Source organism: Verrucomicrobium sp. (assembly GCA_028283855.1).
In the GTDB taxonomy this organism is placed as follows: Bacteria; Verrucomicrobiota; Verrucomicrobiia; order Methylacidiphilales; family GAS474; genus GAS474.
In genome coordinates this window covers 842,476-867,617 of sequence record JAPWJX010000003.1, presented here as the reverse complement: position 1 = coordinate 867,617, position 25,142 = coordinate 842,476, and the positions used below count along the sequence as shown (strand labels likewise).

Sequence of the window (25,142 nt, the reverse complement as noted above, 5' to 3'; positions counted from 1 at the left end):
TGGACGTAGACCGAGCCACCCGCCTGGTTAGTGATGGTGGCCGTTCCCGGCCCGCTGACATAGATGCCCGCGCTGCCGCTGCCGGAAATCGCATTGGTGGCAAGGCCGACCTGGCCGCTATTGACCGCGCTCAGAACGGCCGATTGGGTGCCGGAAACCTGGATGCCGTAGGCCACGCCGCCGTTCGTGTCGGAAGCCAGGATCGTCCCGGTGTTGGTGGCCTGGGCCGTCCCCCCGGCGCCCGTGGAGCTCACCCGGATGCCGATGCCCCCGCCGCCGTCGCCGATGGCCGTGATCAGGTTGGTGTTGACCGCCAGGGCAGCGCCGCCGGCGGCCGTCTCCGCGCTGATATCGATGCCGACGGAGGCCGCCCCGGGATCGGTCGCCAGGATCGTCCCGTAATTGAAGACCTTCACCGTGCTGTTGTTGGAAACGTTGGAGAGGATCGCCTGGATGCCGGTCGCCCCCGTGCCGTCGGCGACGATGGAGGCCGCGTTCGTGATGGCCAGGGAGCCCAGGCCGTCCTGCTCGCCCCGGATGCCGATGGCCGTGCCGCCGTTGCTGTCGCTGGCGGTCAGCGTGCCGGCGTTGGAGATGTTGACCAGATCGGTCCCCGCCGCGTTCGTGTTCCGCGCGTCGATGCCGACGGCGCCGACGCCGCTGCCCGTCGCCACCAGCGTGCCGCTGTTGGTCACCTGGACAGCGGCCCCGTTCGCGGCGTCCGCCGTGATGGCGGAGATGCCCACCGCCGCCGTCGTGCTGCCCGCCAGGTCCTGGACATAGATGGAGGAGCCGTTCCGCACCGTCAGAGCGCCGTTGGCCACCGCGTCGATGCCGTAGATGCCCTGACCGGCCAGCGGCGCGGCGGAAGAGCCGATCGCGTTGACGTTCACCACCGTCACCCCTCCGGAGCCGGTGCCGTCGCTGGCATAGATCCCGTAGGCCACCCCGGCCGCGTTGGTCAGAGCAATCGTGCCGCTGTTGAGGACGGAAACCCCCGCGCTGTCGTTATTCACGGCGTAGATGCCGTAATTGGCTGTGTTCGTGATCGTGCCGGTGTTCGTCGTGCCGTCGGAGCCGCCGGTGCCGGTATAGAGATTGGTGGTCAGGATGCCGGTGCCCCCCGTGCCGGTCAGAACGATGCTGCCCGCATTCGTCACGCTCATGACGCCGGTTCCCGTCTCGATGATATGGATGCCGACGCCGCTGCCCGTCACGTTGATGACGCCGCCGGCCGCATTGGTCGCCCCGACGTCGCCCGCGGAGACGACCCGGATGCCGTCGCCACTTCCCACCGTGATGACGCCGCCGTTGGTCACCGCCACCGTCGCCCCGGCCACCGTATTGGTCGCCACGATGCCGCTGCCCGATCCGGTCGTGATAATCTGGCCCTGGTTTTCCACCGTGATCGCGCGGGCCCCGTTCGTATTGATCAGGTAAATGCCCGATCCGTTGACCACGTTAAGCACGCCGGTGGATGCGTTGAGCATGCTGATCGCTCCGGTGCCGCCGTAGCTGTCCGCATACATGCCGTTGGCCCCGCTCAAAGCCGTGATGGTCCCGAAGTTGGTCATCGTCAGCGTTCCGGCGCCCGATTCCCACGCGCGCATGCCGATACCCGCGCCCGTCACGGTGATCGAACCGGTGGCCAGGTTGACCATGTTGATATCGCCCGCGGAAGTCACCGTCATCCCCGCCCCGCCGCCGCCGTCCAACGTCGAGCCGTTGGTCATCTGAATGGAAGCGGCGGCGACCGTGTTGGAGATGAAGAGGCTGCTGCCGCCCGTGCCGGTCCGGACGATGCTCCCTTCGTTATCGAGAGTCAGGACGCCGGTGCCGGAGGTGTTGTAGATCTCCATGCCGTTGCCGTTGGCCGCGGTGATCGAGGCCCCGGCCAAGTTGACCAAGCTGACGCCGCCGGTGCCGTTATTGGTTCCGGACATGCCCGCCAGCGCTCCGGAGATGCTGATCGTTCCCGCGTTCGTCGCGGAGACGAGGCCGTTGGTGCCGGTGGAGTTATTGATGACCTTGATTCCCGCGCCGCTCGATCCAGAGGCGACAATAGAAGCGGCCGCCGCATTACTCGCAGTCACAGTCCCAGAACCGGATCCGGCAAGACCAATGCCATATGCGCTAGGACCGTATACGCCCAAAGTCCCCGCATTCAGGGCATACTCATTCACCGTCCCGCTGCCGGATTCATAAATGCCAACCGTGGAATAATTGCCCGCGTTACTCACCGTCACAGTCCCCGTATTGGTCACGGAAACCAGGCCGCTGGTGCCGCCCGTCGCCCTTAAGCCCACCGTGTCCCCGAGCGCCGCGGTTTCCTGGACGAAGACCGTGCCCGCATTGCTGATCGTGACTGCGGCGCCGCTGCCGGAGGCCTCGATGCCTCGCGTGTTGCCTCCCGCGTTTTGCACCACGCTGATCGTCTGCCCGGCCTGGTTGACAACGGACACCGCGCCGGCCGACACCGCATAGATGCCGCGCACGAAATTATTCGTGTTCGTCGTACCCGCCAGATTCGTCACAGAGAGAGAGGCGCCATTGACGACCTGGGCCGTGCCCGAGCCGCCGTTGGTGGCAAAGATGCCGACGGCATCGCCGGCCATGCCATTGGTGGTGTTCGTGTTCAGCACGTTGAGAACCCCCGTGTTGCTGACCAGCACCGCGCCGGAACCGGCGCCCGTGGCGTAAATACCGTAAGCGGCGCCGCTATCGATGGCGGAGAGGTTACTCACCCCGATCGCCGCTCCGTTCGTCACATAGACGCCGCCGGAGCCGCCATTGGTGGCCTCGATGCCGTAGACGGCGTTGGTGACGTTGTTTGTCAGGACCCGCAGCGCCCCCGTGTTGGTCACGCCCACCTGGCCGGTGGCGCCCGTGCCGCGATTCAGCGCCAGGATGCCCGCGAGGCCCGAGTTCGTGCTGATGGTGGAGGGGGCGGTAACGTAGCTGTTCGTGTTCAAATAAATCGCGCCGCTGTTGGTCACATTGACCGCGCCCGCCCCGACGTTTTCCGCGTCGATGGCGGATTGGACGCCGCCAGAGCCGACAAGCTGGTTGGTGTTCAAAATCGTGACGGCACCCGCCCCGGAGTTCTGGGCCATGATGATGCCCCCGGTAGCCACGAACCAAATCTGCCCGTAATTGGTAATCACGATCGGGGCGCCGGAGGAAAGCACCCGGATGCCGGCCCCTTGCGTAGAGCCATTGGTCAGCGTGCCGGTGTTCCAGACCAGCACCCCCGGCCCCGCGGCATTCGTCGCCGCGTCGATCACGTTGATGCCCCCGAATACAGAACCGTAATTCGTGCCGATGCTCCCCGTGTTGCTTACCGTCACGGCGCCCGCGTTGCTGCTGCTGGCCCCCACATAAATGCCCCAGCGATTATAGCCCATGCCGTTCATCAGGCCGCTGTTGAAGACGCTGATCGCATTCGTTCCCGCGGCGTTGACCTGGATCCCATTTCCTGGACCGGCGATCTCGCCCGTGTTGCTGACCGTGATGGTTCCGCTCGCCGCGCCTCCGACGACCGACAGGCCCATGCTGGAGTTGCCGACCGAGGTCAGCTTCCCGCTATTGGTCACGAAGACCGTGCCGGACCCCATGTTGGAAACGCCGATTATGGAGGCGCTGTTGAAGATCGCGTTGGTGCTGACGATCGCGTTGCTCTGGCTCAACTGGGCCGTGTTGGTCAGGACGATGCCGCCCGTTCCGGAGCTATAGGCTCCCACGACCGCCGTGCTGTTATTCGTGAAGGCGTTGCTGAACGTCAGGGAGATGTTCCCCGCGTTGCTCACGGAAACCAGGCCTCCCGCGGCGTTGCTCGACGCCCCGTAGATGCCGTAGGCGTTGCCCGTATTCGTCCCCCCGGAAGCGGGCGCACTGACAACGCTGACGTTCGTCGTGTTGACCACGCTGACCGCGCCCGTGCCGGTCGTTTCCGCGTCGATGCCGGCCGCGCCCGCCACGCTGGTGTTCGTGACATTGATCAGGCCCTCGTTGCTCACCGTCACCGTGCCGGAGCCCGTTTCCTTCGCATAGACGCCGGCCGCGGAACCGCTGCCCGCGCTCACGTTGACCAGGATATTTCCGGCCGCCTGGTTATCCAGGAAGATGCCGCCCGTCCCGGCGTTGCTCGCATACATGCCCACCCCGGCGAGAGCGCTTCCACCCCAGGAAGCGGCCACGCTCAAGCTCCCCTGGTTGATGATGCGGACCAGGCCGTTAGTCCCGCTCAGGCTGCTTTGAGCATAAAGAGCGTAGCTGGAGGCATTCGGGTTGACCAGGCTGTTGGTGATGGAGCCGGTGTTGAGAAGGTCGATCGCGCCGCTGCCGGAAGCCAGGGCCTGGATGCCGTTGCCGGAGGCGTCGTTGATGACGCCGCTATTGACCACCTGGATATTGCCCGCCCCGGCGTTCTCCGCGTCGATGCCGAAGGTGACGCCGCTGCCCACCGTCAGCGGCGCCTGGATGGTGCCGGCATTGGTGACCACCACATTGCCCGTCGCCGAGCTTTGCTTGGCGATGATGCCGTAGCTGCCGTTGCCGCTGGCGGCCAGCGTGCCCGCGTTCACCACGGTCACATTGCCCGTGCCCGCGTGCTCCGCGTCGATCGCCGCGGCGCCGCCGCCCGTATTAAGGGCGGCCACACTCCCCAGGTTGCTCACCGTCAGGGCGCCGTTGCCTCCCGCCGCGTAAATGCCGTCGATGACGACGGCGCCGCTGCCCCGATTCGTGTTGGAAATCGACGCCCCGGACTGGTTGACGATCGACACGCCGCCCGTGCCCGCGTTGGAGACATAGAGGCCGTAGCCCGCCGCGGTGATATTGGTGGAAACCACGCTGAGCGCCGCCCCGTTGGTGAAGGAGAGCTGATTCGTGTTGGCCGCGTTCAGCTGCGCCAGCTGCACCGCCGCGCCAAAGACACCGGTGTTGGTGGCGTTGGAAACCGTGACGGAAATATCGGTGGTGACCACGCTGACCCCCCCCAGGCCCGCCGTCCGCGCGTCCAGGCCGATGGCGGCGCCATTCGTGTCGGATACCGCCAGGGCGGCGGCATTGCTGACCGTCACGCCGTCCACGCCGGACGCGTTGGTGTTCGCAGCGGAGATGCCGTAGGCGCTCCCGCCCTGGCCCGCCACGGAAACGGTCCCGGCATTGCTCACCAGAATGCCGCCCCCGGCCAGGGTGTCGCCGCCGACCGCCTGGATGCCGTAGATCGCGCCGGTTCCCCCGGTCACGCCCTTTAGATAGAGGGTGGAACCCGCCAGGTTGAACACGTTCACCGCGCCCGCGCCCGCGGCGTAGATCGCCGCTCCGACGCTGCTGGCCAGGGCGTTCGTCGCCACGCCGATCTTGCCCGCGTTGGTCACCGTGACCGCGCCCGTGCTGCTGGCGTTGATACCGTAGAAAGTGATGCCCGCCACGCTGCTCCCGCCGTACACGGCGCCGGACGCGCCGTTATAGACGTTCACCGCGGCGCCGGACGCGGAGATGGCGCTGCCGCCGTTGAGGCTGATGCTGGAGGTGACGGTCCCATTATTGGTCACGGTCGCCGTGCCGGAGGCGCTGCTGATCGTGATCGCCGAGCCGCCTTTCCCGGTGAAGGTGAGCGTCCCCTCATTATCGACGAAGAAACTGTTCGTCGAATTGCCCGCGATGCCGCCGCCATACCAATTGGCATAGGAGGTCATCGTTCCCGAATTGGTGATGGAAGCCGTCTGCGCGTTGACCGCATTGATTGCGTATCCGTAAGCGCCGCCATAGGCCGAAACGGTGCCCGCATTGGAGATCGTGACATCGGCCCCCGACCCGATCGCGTTATAGACGATTCCGCTCCCGGAATTGGCGCCCGCTCCGCCCCCGGAAATCGTGCCGGTATTGAGAATGGCCAGCGCCCCGGCGGCCTTGTCCACCTCCAACGCCACGCTGTTGCTTGAGCCCCAGCTCGAAATGGTCCCCGCATTGGTGACAGCCGCCGCCGCGCCGCTGGCGGAGGAGACAATATACGCGCCATACACCACCGCCGTACCGGTGTTCGACGCCGTGATCGTCGCCCCCGCCTGGTTGACGAAGGAAACCCCGCCGGTTCCCGCGTTGGAGGCGTAGAGGCCGTAACCCGTGGCCGTCCCGTTGGTTTCCAGGACGGAAAGCGTCGTCCCCGCCGTGTTGGTAAAGGCCAGCTGGTTCGTATTGGCGGCGTTGGACTGGGCCAGGCGGATGGCCGTGGCGGAGGCGGTGTTGCTCGTCTGGCCATTGGCCCCGGCGGAGATGTTGGTCGTCAAGACCAGGGTCTGGCCCAGGCCCGCGTTCTCCGCATCGATGCCGATGATCGTGGAACTGTATCCGTAGCTGGTCTGCCCCACCGCGAGCGCCGCCAGATTGCTGACCACCACGGAGCCGGTCGCTCCGGCTAGGCTCTCTTGGGCGAGAATGCCGATGTGGTTGGCGCCCGCGTTGGTATTCGCCAAGGCCGCCGTGTTGTAGACGAGCACGCCGCCCGCACCGGCGTTGATCGCCGCGATGTTCGTGCCTCCGAAGTAGCTGCCCAGGCTGAAGGCCCCGCTGTTGCTCACCTGCACGGAGGCCGTGGAGGCGGTGCTGGACTCCCAGGCGTAGATGCCGTAGCCGCTGCCGCCGCCGCCCGTGACGATATCCCCCTGATTGCTCACCCAAACGCCGCCCGAGCCGCGGTTGGCGGCGAAGATGCCGTACGTGGCCCCCGAGCCGCTGCCCGCCGTGTTCGTCAGCGCGCCGGTGTTCACCACGCTCACCAGGCCCGTCGTCCCCGTGGAGCCGTTGGTCGCCGCCAGGGCCGCCGTGTTCGTCATCGTGCTGGCGGAGTTGAAGTTGGTCGAGGCGACCTGGACCGTCCCCGTATTGCTCAGCGTGGTCGCGCCGGAACCGTTGTTGAGCGCGTAGATGCCGTAAATGCCGCCCGCCGTGTTCGTGACCGAGTTGGTGGTCGCCTGCATGAGCATGGTGACCGCGCCCGCGTTGCTGACCGCCAGGACGCCACTGCCCGTTTGCGTGGCGTAGATCCCGTACAAGGCCCCCAGCGTCAGGCTGGTGTTCGCCGTATTGGTGCCGGAAATGCCGCCTAGATTGACCAGGCTGACGCCGCCGCTTCCCGCGTTGGTCGCGTAGACGCCGTAGCCGGTCGCCGTCCCGTTCGTCTCCAGGACCGTGAGCGCGGCGCCAGCGCCGTTGGTGAAAGACAGCTGGTTCGTGTTCGCCGCGTTGGATTGCGCCAGCCTCACCGCCGTGGCGGAGTTGCTGTCGGCGCCCACGACGCTGTAAGCCGCCACCGTCACGTTAGTCGTCAGGACGCTCAGGGTTCCCAACCCCGCCGTGCTGGCATCGATGCCGACGGCGATGGTGCCGCCCGCCCCCGTATCCGTCATGGCCAGGGCGCTCGCGTTGGAGACAGAAACCGCGCTCGTGGAGGTCGTCGCACTATTGTAGGCCCTCAATCCGGTGATCGAGTCGGCATAGAAGGAGGAATCGACGAGGGTGGTGGAGCCACCCGCCAGCACCACCAAGCTGACGCCGCCGGCGCCCGCGTTGCCCGCCAGAATGCCGTAGGAAGAAAGGGTATTGCTGCGGTTGCTCACCGTCACCGTCCCGCCATTGGTGACGGAGACCAGGCCCGTGGCGCCCGTGTTGTTCTGGAGGGCGGCGATGCCGTTTCCTGATTCGCTATTGATCGAGATGCTTCCGTTATTCAGCACGGAAACGCCGCCCGTTCCCCACGTCTCCGCATCGATGCCGGATTCCACCCCGTGACCGGCGGAGGTGAGGGAGATGCTCCCGCCATTAAAAACCTGAACGGCGTTTGTGTTGTTCGTCAGGGAGCTCCACGCCTGAATGCCGGCGAAAGCCGCGCCCACAGAGTAGATGCTTTGATTGATCTGGACCGTCCCCGTGTTGCTCACCGTCAGGGTGCCGAGCCCGGCATTTTGGGCGGAGATCCCGACCATGCCGTACTGCGTGTAATTCTGGCTTTGCCCCGCCGTGAGGGTGATTGTCCCCCCGTTGCTGACGAAAAGGGCGCCCGCCCCGGAATTGTAGGCATAGAGGCCGGCCAGGTATCCGCCGGAGGTCCCCGTTCCCAGGGTGCTGTATTGGCTCAAGGAAACCGTTCCCCCGTTGACCAGGCTGATGCCGCCCGTGCCCGCGTTGGTCGCGTAGACGCCGTAGCCAGCCCCTGTGGCGTTGGTTTCCACGACGGAGAGCGTCGTCCCCGCCCCGTTGGTAAAGGCCAGCTGGTTGGTGTTGGCCGCATTGGACTGGGCCAGGCGGATGACGCTGGCGCCGCCCACCGTGTTGGTGGAGACAAAGGGGCTGATCGTGACCGTGATCGACGAGGTGTTCACCAAGCTGATCGCGCCCAAGCCCGCCGTCTTCACATCAATGGCGATGGCGCTGCCGTTAAGGAGGTTGTTGGAGGCGGTGATCGCCCCATAGTTGGTCACATTGAGGGCGGCCGTGGAGTTGGTCGCCAAATTATAGGCCTGGATCGCCGTGGCCGTCCCCGTCCCGCCCGCGGCGGTCACGCTGGCGCCGGCCGCATTCAGCACCGTGGTCGAATTCGTGCCGCGGTTCAGAACCTGGATGGCCATGCTGTTACTGCTGGCCGACGCGGTCACCGTCCCGCTATTGGTTACCGCGATGATCCCGTTGCCCGCGCCGCCCGCGTAAATGCCGACGCTTTCGATTCCGCCGGAAACCGCCACACTCCCGCCCGCCTGATTGTAGACGGCCACGCCGCCGTCTCCGGCATTCTCCGCGTCGATGCCGGTCACCGCCGCCAAATCGAGCCCGCCGACGGTGTTGGTTGCGGCATAGCTGCCCCCACCGGAAACCACCGCAATCACGCCGCTGTTGGTCACTGAAACAAGGCCGGAGGCGCCTGACTTCTTACCCAGCGCCGCGACACCATAGGCCCCCTGGTCCGTCCCGGAAGAATAGAGCGTGCCGGTATTGAGCACCGCCACGCCACCCGTGCCATAGTTCTCCGCGTCGAGGGCCAGACCGCTGTTGATATTCGTCACCACCCCGGAGTTGGTGACGGAAACCAGCCCCGTGGTGCCCGTTCCCGTGCTCGCCGCCCGGATGGCATAGCTGTGATTGGCCCCGATGACGGTCAGCGCGTTGGTGGTCTGGATGGTGACGGCGCCCGTGCCCGCCGTCTCCGCGTCCAGCCCCAGGGACAGCCCGGACGCGTTCGTCGCGTAGATGGCCGCCGCGTTGTACAGCGTCACCGCGTCCGCGCCCGCCGCATTGGTATTGAGGGCCACGATGCCGTAGGCGGTCGCGCCGTAGCCCTGGTTCGTGATGGTGCCCGTGTTGCTCACCGTCAGGCTGGCGCCGTTCGTCGCGTCCCCCGTCACCGCCAGGATTCCGTAGGAAGGCGTGGTCATGTGGACGCCGGGCCCGTTACTTACGGTGATCGCCGCCGCATTGCTCACCGTCACCGCGCCCCGGCCGATGGCGTAGATACCCACGGCGGCATTGCCGGAATTCGTCAAACCGGAATAGACGCTTAGCGCGCCCGTGTTGACCACCGCCACTCCGCCCGTGCCGTCATTCTCCGCCCAGATGCCGACGGCGGAAGCGTTGTTCGTGTCGCTCGCCGCGATGGCCCCGCTGTTGCTCACGGATACCGTGCCCGTCGCGCCCGTATTGCTGGCTCGGGCGTAAATTCCGTAGCCGCCCCCGCCGTCGCCGATGGCCGTGATCGAGTTGGTGTTGAGCACGCTCACGCCGCCCGTGCCCGCGGTCTCCGCGTCGATGCCGATGGACTGGGCCCCCGGATCGGTCGCCCTCAGGGTCCCGTAATTGAGGACCGTCACCGTGTTCGTGTTCGTCGCGCTGGTGGCCAGAGCGCGGATCGCGGTGGCGCCAGTGCCATCGACGCTGATGGAGCCGCGATTGGTGACGGCCAGAGCGCCGGATCCCAGCACGGAAGCGTCCACGCCGTAGGCGGCCGCACCAGAAAAATTGGTAACGGTCATGACGCCGCGATTGGTCACAGCCACGCTGCCGCCGTTTTGCGCGGCGGCGTAGATGCCGGTGGCCACCCCAGGAGCATTGGAATAGAGCACCAGGGTCACGGGGGTGGCCGCGTCGACCTGCACACCCCCGCTACCCGCGTTTTCGGCATCGATTCCGGTCAAGGAGGATGTGTTCAGGCCGCCCCAAGTATTGGTGACCCCGGAGCTGCCGAAGTTTGCCAGACTGATCCCCGCACCTCCCTGGGAGACGACGGAGACCAGCCCGTTGGAACCCGTGGAGGTGCTCAGGGCCATCACGCCGTAGGAGGGGTTTTTGCCGTTGGCGCCAATGGAGAGGGAGCCGCTGTTGCTGATGGTGACGGCGCCGGAGCCCTTGTTGACGGCCAGAATGGCGGTGGATGCAGGAATGCCGCTGGGAATGAGGATGGTTCCGCCCGCATTGACGATGAGGATGCCGCCGTTGCCGTCGTTCTCCGCGCTGATCCCCACGGCGCGGACGGCGGCGCCAATGCTGATGGCGCCCGTATTGCTGACGACCAGCTGCGCCGTGGAGCCCGTATTGCTTTCCAGGGCCTTGATGCCGGTGACATTGTTGCCGGTCAGCGCGATGGTCCCGGAATTATAGGCGATGACGGCCCCCAGGCCAGCGCTCTCCGCGTCGATGCCGGTGACCAGCCCGCCCGCGTTGCTTGCGACCAAGCCGCCGCTATTGCTCACGGTCAGGAGGCCCGCGTTGCTCACCGTCACCCCGTCAGCGCCCGCGGCGTTCGTGTTGAAAAGGGCGATGCCATAGGTGCTGTTGCTCGCCAGGCCCGTCACGGTGATCGTGCCGCCGTTGGATGCCTGGACCGTCCCGCCCGCGCCCGCATCGGCGGTCACCGCATAGATGCCATAGACCGCATTGGCCGCGCCCGCCTGATTCTGCACGTAGATCCCGCTGTTCGTCAGCACGCTGGCCGTCACCGCCCCGTTCCCGGAGGCGTAGATGCCATAGGCGCCGTTGCCGGAAATCGCCGCCCCGTTCGTGCCCAGCCATCCCCCGTCAATCACCGCGACCGGACCGCTGCCGGCGCCGCTGGAGGCGTAGACGCCGTAGGCCGCCCCGTTCGTGCTGGAGACGGAGGCCGTTCCCGTGTTGCTCACCGTGACCCCGTTGGTGTCGTTATTCGCCGCGTAGATGGCGTAGGTGGCGCTGAGGGTGTTGGTGATGGAGCCGGTGTTGGTGACGGTTTCCGTGCCGCCGCCGGTGGTCAGGTTGGTGGCCAGGATGCCGGTGCCGCCGGTGCCGGTCAGGATAATGGTGCCGGCGTTGGTGACCGTCATCGCCCCCGAACCGTTTTCGACGATGTGGATGCCGATGCCGATGCCCGTCACCGTGATGGTGCCGCCCGCGCTGTTCCGCGCGTCCACCGCGCCCGCGGTGACGACGGAGATGCCGTCGCCGTTCGCCACCGTGATGGCGCCGCCGTTGGTCACCGTGAGGGCGGCATTGGTCACGGAGTTGGTGACGTAGATGCCCGTGCCGCTTCCGGTGCCGGTCAGGGTGCCGTCATTGTAGGCGTAAAGGAGGCCGGAGGTGTTCGTATTGATCACCTCCATGCCGATGCCGCTGGTGAAGTCGATCAGCCCGCCCGCAATGTTCCAGGCGCCGATGGCCACACTGCTCGTCCGCTCCACCAGGATGCCGACGCCCGCCCCCGCGTGGATCGTCCCGTAATTCCGGGCCCACAGGCCGGTGGCGCCCGAATCGACCAGGCGCATGCCGACGCCCGCGCCCGTCACCGTGATGACGCCGCCCACGCCGTTGTCCAGATTCCCGCCCGTCCCGGCGTTGGTCAGCAGCATGCCGGTTCCGTTGGACACCGTGATGGAGCCCAGATTCGTCAAATTCATGGTGGCCCCCGCGACGGAATTGGAGCCATACATGCCCACGCCGTCGCCTCCGGCCAGGGTGCCCTGGTTGGTGAGATAGACGTTGGCGTTGGTATCGGTGTTGATCGCCTTTATCCCGGCGCCATTCGCGAAATTGATCGTGGCGCCGTTGCTGTTGAGGACCCGGATCGCCTGCGTGCCGGTGGTCTGGACCAGGATGCCGGTGGAGGTCCCCTGGGCGTTGACCGTGCCCAGATTGGTGATGGAGACAGGGGAGCTGCTAGTCCCGCTGCCCAGCACGTTGATGCCTGCCCCCCCGTTGGTAACGGTGATGCTGCCCGCCGCCGCATTGGTCACGCCGACGACGCCATTACCCGCCACCTGGATGCCGTTTCCGCTGCCGACCAGGATAGTCCCGCCGTTTGTGACGACCGTGCTAGCCGTCGCCCCCATGGAATTCGTCGCGTAAATTGCCGTCCCGGAACCGGAAGCCGTAATGCTGCCGTTGTTGCTGATGTAGCGCGCCGCCGCCGCGCCGCCGTTGGTGGTCAGGCTTTTGATGCCGTAGCCGCTGTCGATGGCGATCACGCCGTTGACCCCGTTTTCGACGAAGGTGTTCAGATTGCTGTTTTGACTATCCACCACAATGCCGGCCGCGCCCACGGAGGCGTTGATCGCGCCCGCGTTGCTGATGAGGAGGCTGTGCGCGCCGTTCTCCAGGGCGTTGATGCCGCTCCCGCTCCCTGCCACGGTGATGACGCCGTTGGTGTCGTTGAGTATATAGAGATAGCCCGTGCTGGTCGCGTTCATGCCCACGCCGTTGTTGGTCGCCACGATCGTGCCCAAGTTCGTCAGGACCCCGTTGGCCGCGGCCACGGTGTTGCTCAGGTAAATGCCGCTTCCGCCCGATCCCAACGCCGCCAGCGATCCGGCGTTGCGGAATGTGGCGTAACCCGTCCCCGAGGTGTTGATCACCTGGATGGCCGCTCCGTTGGAGCTGACGATGCTGCCCCCGGAACCGTTAAACACCACGCTGATGCCCGACCCCGCATTGGAAATCTGGATGCCGTTGCCTTGGGACGTGATCGCACCCCAGTTGGTCGCGGTGACGGCGCCGCTCGCTGCGGTGTTGCTATTATAAAGATAGACCGCGTAGCCCGCGGTCCCCGCGTTGGTGAGGATGCCTCCCGCCAAGTTGAAGAACGTGGAGGCCCCCGTGCCGTTGTTCTGCATGTAGACGTTGCCCGCGCCCGGGGTCAACTCGCTGACGAAGAGGGTTCCCGTGTTGCTCACCGTCACCGCGCCGGTATTGGACGCCGACGTGATCTGCGCGTTGATGGCCGTCACCCGGCTGTTGCTGCCGCCGACCGCCTGCACGTAGCCCGCGTTGGAAACTATCACGCTGCCGCTCGAACCCTGGCTCAGAGCCGTGATCGCGTGGCCCTGGTTGGTCCCCGTCCCCGTGTTTTGCACGTAGATGGAGCCGGAGGCCCCGTTCGTCACACTCACAAAAGCGTTCCCCTGGGCCAGGATGCCGGTCGCCGCCGCGCCGGAAACGGGATTGGAAGCCGTGCCGATCGACCCCCCGTTGCTCACGGAAACACCCCCCGTTCCCGCCGCCGCCGCAAAGATGCCATAGGCGTTGCCCCCGGGCGTCTGGACCAGGAGGGTGCCGGTATTATTCACGGCCAGGTTATTGGTCGAGGCGGCATTGGTATCCGCCAGGGAGATCGCGTAGCCCCCCGTGTCGCCGCCTGCCACGGAAATGGTCCCGGCGTTGGTGACCAGGTCGGTCTGGCCCGCGTTGGCGCCGCCGCTGACCGCGTTGATGCCGTAGGCCGCCGCCGTGCCGCCCGCCAGGTCCTGGACGTAAATCGCGCCGCCCGCGCGGTTGGTGACGGAGACATAGCCCGCCGCCCCGGCGTAGATGCCGCTGACGTTGACGCCGGAAAGGGCGTTGGTCGCCGTGCCGATCGACCCGGCATTGTCGACCAGGACCCCCTTGCTCCCGCCGAACTTGGCCGCGTAGATGCCCACCATCGACCCGCCCGCGCTGGATCCCAGGATCGTGCCGGAGTTGAAGGCGGAAACCGCTATCGTTCCGCCAAACACGTCGGCATCCTCCACGTCGATGCCGGTCGCCGCCGCGGTGTTCGAGCCGCTGATGAAGCCGGCGGTCTGGCCGGTCGCCGACCATTGGTTGGTCGTCGTCCAATCGGCGCCCGTGGCGTTGACCGTGATGGTGCCTGTGTTGCTCACCGTGGAGATGAGGTTGGCCGTGGAGGCGTAGATGCCCGTCGCCCGGCTGCCGCTCACGGTGAGAGCGCCCCAGTTCGTCGTATAATTACCCGCCAGCCCGACGCTCAAATTGACGATGCCGGAGGCGTTCCCCGTCGTGGAGACCACGGAAACCGCCCCGCCGTTGTAGACATTTGCCCCCGCGTAGCCGTTGGTCGCGTAGAGGCCGGTCGCCGTGGCCGTGCCCGTCACGTTGACGTTGGTATAGTTGGCCAGCGTGATGGCCCCGCCGGAAACATAATTCTGGGCGTCGAGACCGGTGACGGACTGGCCGTTGATCGTCACCACGCCGCTGTTGAGCAGCGTGGCGGCCCCGGAATAGTTCGAAGTCATCGCCTGGATCACCCGGATCGCGGAGCCGTTGGTGGAATTCACCGTCACCGCCCCGCCGTTGCTGACCCAAACCGCCCCTTGGTAGGCGGCGTTCTGCGCGTCGATGCCGTAGGCGGCGCCGCCCTGGGTATTCGTCACGTTGACCGCCCCCAGGTTCGTCACGTTCACCGCGGAATTCGTCGCCGTAGCGGAAGACTCGTACGCCTTGATGCCGGTCGTCCCGTTGGTGCCGGTGGCATTGACCACGCTGGCCGCGGAGCCGAAGAGGGCGATGCCCCCCGTGCCGTAGGTCACGGCGTTGATGCCGGTCGACGCGCCGCTGGCGTCCGTGGCCGTGACGCTCCCCGTATTCGAGATGGTGATGCCGGAGGTCCCCGCCGTGTTCGTGTTCGCCGCGTAGAGGCCGATCGCCCCGCCCGCGCCCTGGCCGGTGGCCGTGACCGTCCCCGCGTTGGAGATGAAGATGGTCCCCGTGTTGGTGTCGCTCTCCATGACGTAGATGCCCGTGGCGGGAGTGAGGCTGGTGGCTAAGGAATTGCTGGCCACGATCGTGCCCGCCGCCTGGTTGGTCACCGCCACAGCCCCTCCACTCGTGACGTAGATGCCATACATTCCCCGTCCCACCACGTTGATCTGGCCGCTGTTGAGAATGTTCAAGGCGGACTGGGCGGAAGCCTGGATGCCGTAGCCCTGGTAGGCGCTGAGGACGGAAATGGTCCCCGTATTCGTGATAAAGCCGGCATGGCTTCCCACGAAGGTTCCCAGGATGCCGGTGGGGTTGGCCAAGGTGCCGGTGTTGGTCAGGGAAATCGTCCCGGAATTCAGGACATAGGCGCTGTCCGCGCCGTTCGTGGCCAGACTTTGGGCGAGAATGCCGCGCAGCACCTCCGCGCCGGCGGAGCCGGTGATCGAGCCGGCGTTGGTGACGTTCAGGCTGTTGCTCGTGCCGCTGTCGTAGCTATAGGCCCCGATGCCGTAGAGATAGCCGTTGGTCGATGTGGAGGAGGCATCCTGGACCAGGGAAATGGTCGCTCCGTTTGAGTTGAGCACGGAGATCCCCCCGTTCCCCTGCGCGTAAACGCCGTAGCTGCCCACGCTGCCGGCGGTGAAATTCGTCAGCATGTTCGTGACCGCCACCGCGCCCTGGTTGACTACCTGGACGGCGCCCGTGCTCGACGCGACCGCGGAGAGGCCGATGGCCGTCGCGCCGCCCGTCACCGTCACGCTGCCCACCGCGCCGTTGCTGACCGTAAGCGCGTTCGTGCCGGAGCTGGCGGCCATCACCCCATAGGCAAAGGCCGCCGCATTCGACGCGGAAGCCTGGATCGTCCCCCCGTTAAAGGCGGTGAGAGAGGCGTTCCCGTTGCTCACCGCCATGCCATAGGCCGATCCGCCGGCGGAAGAGGCCGACAGGGCGCCCGTGTTGCTTGCCGTGATCGCCCCGCCGTCTCCCGTATTCGTCACGCCCAGCGCCATGGCCAATCCGGCGCCACTGCCGTTGGTGGCGGAGATCGTTCCCCCGTTGAGGATCGATTGGACGCCGCCCGTGCTGTAGGTGTCGAGCAGGTAGAGGCCGTAGGACCCGTTGGTCCCGTTCGCCGTAATGGAGGCCCCCGCCTGGTTGGTGACGGCGTCAGAAGTGTGAAAAGCCACAATGGTGACGCCGAAAGCCGGCCCCGCCGTGGCGGCGGCGGAAATGGCGCCCCCCGTCATATTCAGCATGGATACGGTCCCATTCCCGGCAGCGACGATATAGAATCCATAAGCCCCCCCGCCGGTGCTATTTGCGGAAATAGAGCCGGTGCCCAGGTTATAAATGTTCAGACTCCCCTCCAGGGAGGCGCCGACGGCGGTGCCGCCGTTGGTGGCAACCGCCGCAATCGTCCCCGCATTGCTCAATGTTCCGCCATTATTTCCCGCAAGCCACACGCCGACGGCCCCCCCGGCGCCGCTGCTTGCGCTTACAGTGGCGCCCGCCAGGTTGTTCACCAGATCGGAAATGACACCCGCATTTTTGATAGCGATGCCGTAAGCCGCGCCGGAGCCGGCCGCCACAGCCTGGATCACACCGGCATTGGTCGCCCGCATGTCGCCGTAGCTGAAGTTGTCCGTCTCGTAGACGCCATAGGCGTTTCCATTGGTGGAGAGCGCCGTCACCGTGTTGGAGGTGTAGACGGTGATGGAGGAGGTGTTGCCGAAGTAAGAGCCCGCCGGGTTGTTTTCCGCGTCGATGCCGTAGGCCGCCCCCGTCCCGATATCCTGCGCGACGATCGCCCCCAGGTTCGTGATCACCGTGGCGTCGGAATTGAGAAGGTCGGCGGTCTTGATGCCCACGGCCCCGGCGTTGGAGCTGGTCACCGCCAGGCTGCCGGCATTGCTCACCAGGATGCCGCCCCGCCCGTCGTTCTCGGCGAAAATGCCCCGGGCGGAGCCGCCCAAGACGTCCCCGGCCACGATCGCGCCGGTGTTCGTCACCGCCACCGCCGCCCCGTTCGTCGTATCCGTGTTGCTGGAGAGGGCGTAAATACCGACCCCGCCCGCGCCACCGCCCTCCGCGGTCACCGTGTTGGTATTTAGCACCACGACCCCGCCGGTGCCCGCCGTCTCCGCGTCGATGCCGTAGGCCACCGCTCCGGGGTCGAGCGCCGTGATCGTCCCGTAATTGGTCACCTTCAGCGCGCCCGTCGCGGCGCTGTTCGTCAGCAGGGCGCGGATGCCGTAGACGCCCGTCCCCTTGGCCGTCAGCGCGCCGGCATTATAGATAGTAACGGCGGCGGTTCCCCCGCTCTCCACGTCGATGGCGTAGGCCGCGCCGATGGCGTTGGTCGTCGTCGCCCGGTTGACCGCGCTGACGGCGGCCGTATTGCTCACGCTGACCGCGCCGCCTCCCGAAGCGGCGTAAAGGCCGTAAACAGCCCCATTAGTGGTCACCAAGCCGGAAACATTGGTCGCCGACAAGGCGGCCGCATTGCTCAGGCTGAGGCCCCCCGTTCCGGCATTGGACAGGTAGAGCGCGTAGCCGTTGGCCGTCCCGTTCGTCTCCATCACGGACAAGGAGCTGCCCGCCGCATTAGTGAAAGCCAGCTGGTTGGTGTTGGCCGCGTTCGACTGAGTCAAGCGGACCGCCGTGGCGGAGATATTGTAGGCATTCGTGGTGCCAATCGCGGTCACCGACACGTTGGTCGTCACGACGCTGAGCGTCCCCAGGCCCGCCGTGCCGGCATCGATGCCGACAGCCGAGGTGGCCAGGCCGCCACCGTCTGTCAGGGTCAGGGCACCCGCATTGGAAACCACCACGGACCCCGTGGAATTGGTGGCGCTGTTATAAGCCTGAATGCCGGTGATCGCGTCGGCGAAGTAAGAGGCGTCGTTGATTAATAAGGAGCTCCCGGCCAGCGTGACCACACTGACCCCGCCGGTCCCCACATTTCCTCCCACAATACCGACGGTAGAGGCGGAAGTATTGCGAACGCTGATCGCAATGCTTCCGCCGTTCGTCGCCGCGGCGAGGCCGGTGGTGCCCGCATTGCCGTTGTAGGCGAAGATGCCGTAGCTCCCCTCGCTATTGATGGAGATAGTGCCGTCATTCCGGGCGGAGGCCGCACCGGTGCCGACGCTCTCCGCGTCGACGCCGTAGAGAATGCCATGGCCGGTGGAGACCAGAGAAATGGATCCGCCATTGTAAGCTTGCGCCGCACTGGCGTTCGTTGTCGCGCTGATCTGCGCACGGACGCCATACACGTCGGCGTTGTACACGCTGGGGGTGATTTGAATCGATCCCGTGTTGCTCGCCGTCACCGCCCCCGTGCCGGAGCTCTGCCCAAAAACGCCCATCATTCCCGTCGGCTGCAGCGCGCCCGTCCCCTGCTGCGTGGCAGAAACTGAGATCGTCCCCGCATTGCTCATAAACACATTTCCCGCACCGCTATTGGTCGCGTACACACCGCTCATCAAACCGACCGTGATATTAGTGGCCAGCGTGCTGACATTGGTCACCGCAATCGCCCCGGCGTTGACGAAGCTGGTCGTGCCGGAGCCGGCATTCGTCATATAGACGCCGTAGCCCGCCTGTACCGCGTTCGTCTCCAGGGCGGAGAGGGAGCTGCCCGCCATATTGGTGAGGGCCAGCTGGTTCGTATTGGCCGTATTGGCCATGACCATCTTCACCGCCACGGCGGAACCGCCCAAGGAAGCGCCGCCGCTCTTGGCCGTCACGTTTGTCGTGAACAGGCTCAAGGCGCCCGTCCCCGCCGTCTCCGCGTCGAGGCCGATCGCCGAGCCGCCGTTGGTCGCCTGGGCCAGGACCGCGCCCAAGTTCGTCAGCGTGACCGCCGTGGTCGTATTTGTCGCTTGGTTCAGCGCCACGACGCCGGTCGCCGTGCCGCTCCCGGCCGTCACCGTCACCGCGCCTGCCGCCGTGTTCAGCACGTTCAGATACTCGTTGCCGTACTGGATGGTGCCGGAAAGGCCCGTCGCGCTGGAGCCGCTGACGGTGATCGTCCCGCTGTTCGTGAGTGTGACGCCGTTGGTGGTGGAGAGCGGGGGATAAGACTGCAATGCCGTCAGCCCGCCCGCCGCCCCCGTGCCGGAGATGATGATGGTGCCCGCATTGGTCCCCGTCATGCCCCCCAGCCCCGCGTTGGCCATGTAGATGCCCTGCACCGCGCCGCCGGTGACGGAAATGGAGCCGCTGTTGTAGGCGGCGGTATTGCCGCCGCCGTTGTTGTAGGTTTCCATCCCCTTGGCCGCCCCGCTGGTGCTGGCCACCGTGATCGTGCCGAGGTTGCTGACGGAATTAAGCCCGACGTCGCCGAAGGAGTAGATCCCCTCGACCGCGCCGGACGTGCTGGCAACATTGATGGCGCCGCCGTTCACCACGGTGCTCACCGCGTGGTTGGTCAGATACACGCCATACACCGCGCCCTGCGCGCCCACGGCGGAAAGCGAGCCCGCGTTACTGATCGTGATCGTCCCAACGGAGCGCCCCATCACGGCGATATCGGCGATCGAGCCCGTGGCGCTGCTCCCCACGTTCGTCGCCGCGATCGCCCCCGCATTGGAGACGAAGGCGCCGCCCGCCCCGTAATTGCTGACGTAAAGCCCGTAGCCGGAAGCCGTGCCGTTCGTCTCCAGAACGGAGAGCGTGCTGCCGGAAGCGTTGGTGAAGGCCATCTGACTGGCGTTAGTCATGTTCCCCAGCACCATTTTCACCGCCGTGGCGGAACTGCCGCTATTCGTCGAATTGCTGGTGGTGACGGAGACATTCGTCGTCGTTACCGTCACGGCGCCCACGCCCGCATTCTCCGCGTCGATGCCGTAAACCGCGCCCCCGTTCGTGTCGCGCACGGTCAGAACGCCGGCGTTGCTGACCGCCACGGCGCTCGTCGCCGCCGTGTTGCTTTGGATGGCCACGATGCCCCACGCGCCGCTGCCGCTGCCCGTGGCGGCGATGGCGGCGGTGTTCGTGACCGCGATGGCGCCCAGGCCCGAGCCGACCGCGTCGATGCCGTAGGAGTAGAGGCCGCTCACCGTGATCCCGCCGTCGTTATACACATTCATCGCGCCCGCCCCGCGATTCCCGGCGTAAACGCCGAAGACGCTCCCCAGCGAGGCGTCCACCGTGGAGATGGAGGCCCCGTTGGTGACCAGCACGCCGCCGCTGCCGTAGTTCTCCGCGTCAATGCCGTAAACGGTGCCGGCGGCGCTGGCGTGCCGCAGCGTGATCGCCCCGGTATTGGTGACCGCCACCAGCCCCGTCGTCCCGGTCAGATAGTCGATGGCGCGGATGCCCATGGTGCTGTAGGGAGAGCCGATGGTCTGAACGGTGTTGGTGTTGAGCACCGTCACGCCGCCGCTGCCGTAGTTGAGGGCATCGATGTCCGGCAGCGCGTTGTTCCCGGCCAAAACCGAGATGGCCCCGTAATTGGTAATGCTGACCAGCCCCGTGGAAGCGGCGTTGGTGTTGGAGGCGCGGATGGCCGCCTCATTCCCCCCGCCGCCGGTGACGCCCAGCGCGCCGCTATTCCACACGGAGACCGCGCCCTTTCCTCCGGAAACCGCCGTGATGGCGACCGAGCCCAGCCCCGTATTGCTGATCGCCCCGCTGTTGAAGACGGAAAGCGTGGCCGTGTTGCTCGCATTGTTTTCCGAAACGCGGATGCCGAAGCCGCCCGCTCCATAGGCGGTGGCCAGGGCCCAGGCATTGATCGCCGCCGTGTTGCTGACAGAAACCGCCCCCAGCCCGGAGTCGTCGGCGCTGATGCCCATCACCGACTCGAAGTTAGACGTGGCCCCGCTGCTGACCTGCCGCACGTCGATCGTCCCGCCGTTGCTGACGAAGAGGCCGGCCGAGCCGCCGCCGTTAGTAACCGCAATGGCCGTCAGGACATTGGTGCCCGTGGTATTCGTCGTCTGGACATTGGTGGCGCCAATGGCCGATCCGTTGACCAGGGAAACGCCCCCCGTCCCCGCGTTGGAAAGGTAAAGGCCGTAGCCATTGCCTGTGGCGTTGGTTTCCAGGACGCTGAGCGCGCCCCCGTTCGTGAAAGCCAGCTGGTTGGTGTTGGCCGCGCTGGACTGCACCATCTTCACCGCCGTGGCGGAGTTCGTGTAGGTGGAGGCGCCGCTGGTCACGGAAAGATTGGTGGTCAGGACCAGCACCGCCCGGCCTCCCCCGGTCTGCTCCAGATCGATGCCGACGCTGGTCGCCGTATTGGAGCCCGCCACGGAAAGCGCCCCCGTGTTGCTCACCACGATGTCGCCCGCGCTGGAATTAACGGCCGCATAGATGCCCGTTTGCCCGGAGCTCAAATTATTCGCCTGCACGGAAAGCGTGCCCGCATTGGTGATCGTGATGCCGCCCGCGCCGTTTTGTTGCGCGTAGAGGCCGTGATACCCGCCCGTGGTGATCGTGATGGTGCCGCCATTGTAAAGGGAGAGCGCGCCGCCCTGGGCGACGCCCACCACGCCCCGGACCGAGCCCGAGGCGGCCGCAATCGTGATGGCGCCGGTATTGCTCACCGCCACCGCGCCGCTCCCGCTCTCCACCGCCTGAACGCCGATTCCGCCGCTGCCGCCCGCCCCGTTCGTAATGAGAATCGTGCCGGAATTCAGCACGTTGATGCCGCCCGCCGACACGCTGGTAAGATTCACCGCATAGGGATTTCCCGCATTGACCAGGCTGATGGTGCCCGAATTGGTCACCGCCAGCGCGCCGGCCGTGCTATTCTGGTTGGCGTAAAGCGCCGTCACGTAGGTCCCATTCGTGCCTGAAATCAGATTGGTGTTCAGCACGCTGATGCCGCCCGAAGCGTAGGACGTGATGTCGACCACGTTCATCCCGCCCGCCGGCAGCGTCGCATTGACCGTCCCGTAGTTGGTGAAGGCCACCTGCCCGGAAGCCCCGCTGTCACTCAGCACCACCGCCTTCACCGCCATGGAGCCGATCTGGTTGGCCACGGACCAGGAAGGCGTCCCCGCCGACGAGGCCGTGATGGCGCCCGCGTTGGTCACCGCGACGCCGCCCGTCCCGCCGTTGGTGGCCCAGAGGCCGACGGCGCTTCCGAGGTAGTTGCCCTTGTCGATCGCGGTGATCGTCCCCGCATTGCTCACGTTCACCGCGCCGGAGGCGGCCTGCGCCAGGACGCCGGTGAGCACGCCGTTGTTGGAAAGGGTCAGCTGATTGACGCCGGTGAAGTTGGTGACCGAGCTGTTCGTCACGTCCATCGTCAGCGTGTTCGTGGTGGCGACGGTGCCCGCGTTGACCAAGGTAATCCCGCCCGTGCCCGCATTGGTCATCTGGACGCCGTAGCTGGCGCCGATCGCGTTGGTCTCCTGCACCGCCAGCGACGTGCCGGAAGCGTTCGTGAAGGCAAGCAGGTTCGTGTTGGAGGCGCTCGTCTGCGCCATGCGGACGGCGATGCCGCCGCTGTTCGTGTTCGCCGCGCTGGCGTTGGTGGAGCCCACCGTGATGCCCGCCGTCGTCACGCTCACCGAGCCCAGGCCCGCCGTGGAAGCGTCGATGCCGACGACCTTGCTGCCGGCCACCCCGCTGGCAACCAAGCTCGCCGCATTGCTCACGAAGACGGAATTGGCGGCCGCCGTTGCCCCCCCGTAGGCCTTGATGCCGGTGACCGTGATCGCCGAGCCGCCCCCATAGGTAACCGATAGCGGCCCCGCCGCCCCTTGAATGACCGACACCCCGCCGCTGCCCGCGTTCTCCGCGTCGATTCCCGTGACCCCGCCTCCCGTGATCCCGCCCGCCGCCGTCAGGCCGCCCAAATTGGCAACGGAAACCAGCCCCGTCGCCCCCGTGTTGTTGTTCTTGGCGACAATGCCGTAGACCGTCTCGCCGTTCACCGCCACGGAATTGGTGCTCAGCACCGTGACGGCGCCCGTCCCCGCCGTTTCCGCATCGATGCCGTAGGCGGCCCCGTGGGACTGGGTGTTGCTGACCTTGGTCGTGCCGTAGTTGGTCACCGTCACGGCGTTGCCGCCGGAGGCGTTCGATTCCAGCGCCAGGATGCCATAGATCGGCGTCGACAAATTGTAGACGCTGTTCCCCAGATTCGTGACGGAACCGGTATTCACCACGGAAACCGCGCCCGTGCCGGAATTGACCGCCGCCAGGGCGGCGCCCCCGTTGAAGAAGGCATCGACCCCCTGCGCGCTCACCACGGTGATCGACCCGGAATTGCTCAGGGAAACCCCCCCCGCTCCGGCCGCGTTGGTCGCATAGAGTCCGTTCACGCCGCCGAAATTCGTGCCCGAATTCGTCACCGTGCTGATGTTGGTCACCGCGATCGTCCCCGCGTTAAGGGCGCTGATGCCGCCGCCGCCCGCCGAGGAAAGATAAACGCCGTAGCCCGCCGCCGTGGCATTCGTCTCCAGAACGGAGAGCGTCGTTCCCGCCGCGTTCGTGAAGGCCAGCTGGTTGGTGTTGGCCGCATTGAGCTGCGCCAGCCGCACCGCCGTGGCGGAAAGCTTGTTCGTAATCGACGTGTTGTCCATCAATACCGCGGAGACGTTGGTCGTCGTCAGAAACGTGCTTCCCAGACCCGCGTTCTGGACGTCGATGCCGGTGGCGGCCACGTAAGAGGAGGAATTTAACACCCCCGCATTGGTAACCGTCACCGCCCCCGTCGCGTTAGTCGCAGTGCTCCAAGCCTGGATGCCGGTGGAGTTTGTTTGGGATCCAATAACGGTGAGGGCCGCACCGTTGCTCAAATTGAGCGCCCCGGTGCCCGCTTGGATAACCTGAAGCCCCGCGCCCGAATGCGTGCCGCTGACACTCAAGGCCCCCCTATTCGTGACGCTCGCAATTCCGCTGCCGCCGCCGTTAGTCACCACGATGCCGTAAGCAATGCCGTTGATGCTGGAAGTCAGCGCGGAATTATTTTCAACCGCCACATTGCCGGACGCGCCGATCGCCGAAATGGCGGCGCCCACTCCGCTTCCGTTCAATTGCAGCGTGTTGGAATTGACCACCTGCACGCCGCCGGTGCCCGCGTTGGTCGCCTGGATTCCGAATGTCCCATACACCGAAATCAGGCCCGTATTCGTGACCGTGACGGCGCCCGTCGCCGCCGCGTTCAACTCCCGGGCCAAGATCGCCGCCGCCACCGTGCTGATATTGTTCGTGCCCGAATTGACAACGGTGACGCCTCCCAGGCCGTAGTTCTCCGCGTAGATGCCGTAAGTCGCTCCGTCCCCGGAATTGGTCCCGTAGGTCAGCGTGCCGCTGTTGATGACGGAAACCAGCCCCGTGGACGCCGCGTTGCTGTTCACCGCCAGGATGTCGTAGTTGTAGGTGAAGAAGGGGTGAACGTTGCCAAGGAGCGAGCCGGTGAGGACGCCCGCGTTGGTCACGGTCGTCGCTCCGGTGCCAAAGTTCTGCGCGTAGATGCCTATCGTCCCGGCAATGCCGTTGCTAATCAGGGTCGTCTGCCCCGTGACGGTAATCGCGCCGGCGTTGCTGATGTAGACAGTCCCTCCGTTGGTATTCCCGCCCGTCCCGTAAAGGCCGACGGGGCTCTGGCTGGTTCCCGACAGGCTCGCCACCTGGCTGGCCTGGATGACTCCGGCATTCGCGATGCTGACGCCGCCCGTCCCCGCGTTGGAGGCGTAGATGCCATAGCCAACGGCGGAAGCGTTGGTTTCCATGACGGTAATGTCCCCCGTATTGGAGACGGACACCGCGGCGGAGCTAGAGCCGTTCGTATTGCTCGCCAGGATGCCGCGCAGGACGCTGGTGGCACCGCCGACCGATATCGCGGCTCCGTTGTTGATCGTGATCCCCGCGGCGCTGACGGCGTTGATTCCGCTGGCGCCCCCGCTGACGACAATCGAGGTGCCGGAAGCCGTGGTGATCGTAACCCCGTTCGTCCCGAGGCTCAGGATCGCCGCGCTGTTCGTCGAGCCGCTGTAGGAGATCGACGCCGTGCCGGTCAGGAAAATATTCGTCGTGCTGCCGTCGCCCGCGCCCTGGATGGCGTCGATGGTGCCGCTGGTCGTCGTATTCGTCGTCGATCCCGCACCGCTGTTCACCGTCTCCGTGCCGGTGCCGGTGGCGTTGCTCCAATCGGCCGCGCGCGCGTTTGTACCGCGCGCGTACAT

General features: G+C 66.1%; 1 protein-coding gene (running past one end of the window). It reads right to left on the bottom strand.

The genetic code is table 11. The features are described from left to right. Nucleotides 1-25,142, bottom strand: the 5' portion of a protein-coding gene (locus tag PW734_05395; GenBank protein ID MDE1170636.1) for a hypothetical protein. Its footprint begins 8,128 nt before the window's first position; only the first 25,142 of its 33,270 coding nucleotides appear in the window; it begins with the start codon at nt 25,140-25,142; its stop codon lies off the left edge, out of view.